1 protein-coding gene is annotated in these 3965 nt (G+C 76.0%); it reads left to right on the forward strand.

Going from position 1 to position 3965, the window contains the following annotated elements; genetic code table 11:
- A partial coding sequence (locus tag SCA03_RS34440; RefSeq protein ID WP_141275884.1) for an SDR family NAD(P)-dependent oxidoreductase occupies positions 1–3965 on the forward strand: 3965 nt, incomplete at both ends.

Genomic DNA, 3965 nt, shown 5'->3' on the forward strand with positions numbered 1-3965 from the left:
CCCGGTGCTGACCGCGGCGGTGCAGGAGACCCTGGAGGCGGCCGGCCACGAGGCGGCGGTGGCCGGGACCCTGCGCCGTGGCGATGGCGGGACCCGGCGCCTGTACACCTCGCTCGGCGAGGTCTTCGTGCGGGGTGTTCCCGTGGACTGGGCGCAGGCGTTCGCCGGTTCCGGGGCCCGCCGCGTCGACCTGCCCACCTACGCCTTCCAGCGCGCACGCTACTGGTGGGACGCCGACACCCTGCGCGGGACCGCCGTCCCCCAGGAAGCCACCGGCTCCGCCGACGACAGCGGCTTCTGGGAGGCGGTGGAGAGCGAGGACACCGAGACCCTGGCGGGCGCCTTCGACATCGACGGCGCGTCCCTCGCCCCGGTCCTGCCCGCCCTGCGCGCCTGGCGCCGGCACCGTACGGCGGCGGCCACCGTCGACTCCTGGCGCTACCGCACCCGTTGGGTTCCCGCGTCCCTGCCGGAAGCCGCAGCGCTGACCGGCACCTGGCTGCTGGCCGTACCGGCCGGCTGCGCCGCCGCGGCCGACTGCGCCGCCGCCGTCGCCACCGCCGTACGCGACCACGGCGGCGCCATCACCACCCTCGAACTGCCGGTCACCGCGACTCGGGAGGACATCGCCCGTCGGCTGCCCCGGGGAACGTACGCGGGCGTACTGTCCCTGCTGTCCGTCGCCGAGGGCCCGGCTGCCGCTGACGACGGCTCCGCCGCCGCGGACGGCGTCTCGCGGGCCGGGCTCACCGCGACCGTCGCCCTGTGCCAGGCCCTCGGCGACGCGGGGACCGGCGCCCCCCTGTGGTGCCTGACCCACGACGCGGTCACCGCGACCGACCAGGACGCACGGACGTACCGCGACAGCGCGGCGGCACAGCACATGGTGTGGGGCCTGGGCAGGATCTTCGCCCTGGAACACCCCGAGCGGTTCGGCGGCCTGGTCGACCTGCCCGCCCGGCCCGACGCCCGCACCCGGCGCCTCCTCGCCGCGGTCCTCTCCGGCACCACCGGCGAGGACCAGCTCGCCCTCCGCCCGTCCGGCGCCCTCGTGCGCCGCCTGGCCCGCGCGGCCGTCACCGGCCCGCGTCCGGCATGGCGGCCTCGCGGCACCGTCCTGATCACCGGCGGCACCGGAGGGCTCGGCGCCCGAGTGGCCCGCCACCTGGCGCGGTCCGGTGCCGAACACCTCGTCCTGGCCGGGCGCCGCGGGTCCGACGCGCCCGGCGCCGCCGAGCTGAGCGCCCGACTGGAGGCCGACGGCGTACGCGTCACCGTGGCCGCCTGCGACGTCGGCGACCGCGCGGACCTCGCCCGGCTGCTCGACGCCGTGCCCGACGACTGCCCGCTGACGGCCGTCGTGCACACCGCCGCAGTCCTGGACGACGCCGTCATCGAGCGCCTCACCCCGGACCGGATCGACCGGGTCCTGCGGGTCAAGGCCGACGGCGCCCGGCACCTGCACGAGCTGACCCGGGAGCGCGGCCTGGACGCGTTCGTCCTGTTCTCCTCCCTGGCCGGCACCCTCGGCGCCTCCGGGCAGGGCAACTACGCCCCCGGCAACGCCTATCTGGACGCCCTCGCCGAACAGCGGCACGCTCTCGGGCTGCCCGCCACCTCCATCGCCTGGAGCATCTGGGACGAGCGGGGCATGGCCGCCGGGGACGGCATCGAGGCGACGGCCGGCCGCCACGGCCTGCCCACCATGGCACCGGACCTCGCGGCCGAAGCACTGACCGTGGCGGCCGGCGACCCCGAGCCGACCGTCGTGGTGGCGGATGTGGAGTGGGACAGGTTCCACGTCGCCTACACCGCCAACCGGCCCAGCCCGTTCCTCGCGGACCTGCCCGACGTACGGCAGCTCACCCGGCAGTCCGCCTCGGCCGCGGGCGCCGACGCACCGGTGCCGCGCGCCGCCACCGCATCCGAGGACCTCGTCGCCCGGCTCACCGCGCTGGGCAACCGCGCCGAGCAGCAGGCAGCGCTCCTGACCGTCGTCCGCGAGCAGGCAGCCGTGGTGCTCGGCCATGCGGGCCCGGACGCGGTCGACCCCGGCACGGCCTACCGGGACCTGGGCTTCGACTCCGTCACGGCCGTGGAACTGCGCAACCGGCTCAACAGCGTCACCGGCCTGCGGCTGCCGTCCACCGTCGTCTTCGACCACCCCGACGCCCGCGCCCTGGCCGCGCACCTGCACGGCGAACTCCTCGGCGGCGCCCGGGAAACGGCCCCCGACAGGGACACGGACACGGCCCCGGACCAGGGCCCGGACAGTGAAGGAGCCGACGACCCGGTCGTCATCGTCGGCATGAGCTGCCGGTTCCCCGGTGACGTCCGGTCGCCCGGGGACCTGTGGCAGCTGCTCCAGGCGGGCGGCGACGCCATCACCCCGTTCCCCGACGACCGCGGCTGGGACCTGCGGGCGCTCCACGGCCCCGGCTCCGACGCGGCGGGCACCCCGGGCACCTCGGACACCCGTGAGGGCGGCTTCCTGCACGACGCGGGCGACTTCGACGCCGGCTTCTTCGGCATCTCGCCGCGTGAGGCGCTGGCGATGGACCCGCAGCAGCGGCTGCTGCTGGAGACCTCCTGGGAGGCCCTGGAGACCGCAGGCATCGACCCGACGACGCTGCGCGGCACCCGCGCGGCCGTCTTCACCGGCACCAACGGCGGCGACTACCTCGCCATGGGCCCGGAAGCGCCCGCGGAGACCGCCGGATACGTCGCCACGGGCAATATCGGCAGCGTGCTGTCCGGCCGCGTCTCCTACGCGCTCGGCACCGAGGGACCGGCCATCACCGTCGACACCGCCTGCTCGTCCTCCCTCGTCGCCCTGCATCTGGCCGCCCGGTCGCTCCAGCAGGGCGAGTGCGACCTCGCTCTCACCGGCGGCGTCACCGTCATGTCCACACCGGGCGTCTTCACCGAGTTCACCCACCAGGGCGGGCTCGCTCCCGACGGCCGCAGCAAGGCGTTCGCCGCGGGCGCGGACGGGGCGGGCTTCGCCGAGGGCGTGGGCGTCCTGGTCGTCGAGCGGCTGTCGGACGCCCGGCGGAACGGGCACCGGGTGCTGGCGCTGCTGCGGGGCAGCGCGGTCAACCAGGACGGCGCCTCCAATGGTCTGACGGCCCCCAGTGGTCCGGCGCAGCAGCGGGTGATCCGGGCGGCGTTGGCGGACGCGGGGCTGTCGGCGGGCGACGTGGACGCGGTGGAGGCGCACGGCACGGGCACGAAGCTGGGCGACCCGATCGAGGCACGCGCACTGCTCGCCACCTACGGGCAGGAGCATGATCCGGAACGGCCGTTGTGGCTGGGCTCCGTGAAGTCGAACATCGGGCACACCCAGGCCGCCGCCGGAGTGGCCGGTGTCATCAAGACCGTACTGGCCCTGCACCACGCACAACTCCCCAGGACCCTGCACGCCGAGGAGCCTTCGCCGCACGTCGACTGGTCCTCCGACGCCGTGCGCCTCCTGTCGGAGCCGCGCGACTGGCCGGACACCGGGCGCCCGCGGCGCGCGGGCGTCTCCTCCTTCGGCGTCAGCGGCACGAACGCCCACGTCATCTTGGAACAGGGCCCCGACGGCGCGCCCGAGAGCCGAGCAGTCCCCGAGGGCACGGTCGTGCCCTGGACGCTGTCGGCCAAGTCCGAGGCCGCTCTGCGGGAACAGGCCCGCCGACTGCTGCCGCTGCTCGCCGAGGGCACCTCCGCCACCGGCACCTCGGCCGCCTCCGCCACCGACGTCGGCCACGCGCTGGCGACCACCCGCGCCCGCTTCGACCACCGGGCGGTCGTCCTCGGCGCGGGCACCGCCGACCGGCACGACGGGCTCGAACGCCTGGCCACGGGCCGGGACACGCCCGCCGTCGTCCGCGGCACCGCCCTCACCTCCGACGACCGCGTCGTCTTCGTCTTTCCGGGTCAGGGGTCGCAGTGGGTGGGGATGGCGGTGGAGTTGCTGGATT

The organism is Streptomyces cacaoi (assembly GCF_006539165.1).
Lineage (GTDB): Bacteria > Actinomycetota > Actinomycetes > Streptomycetales > Streptomycetaceae > Streptomyces > Streptomyces cacaoi.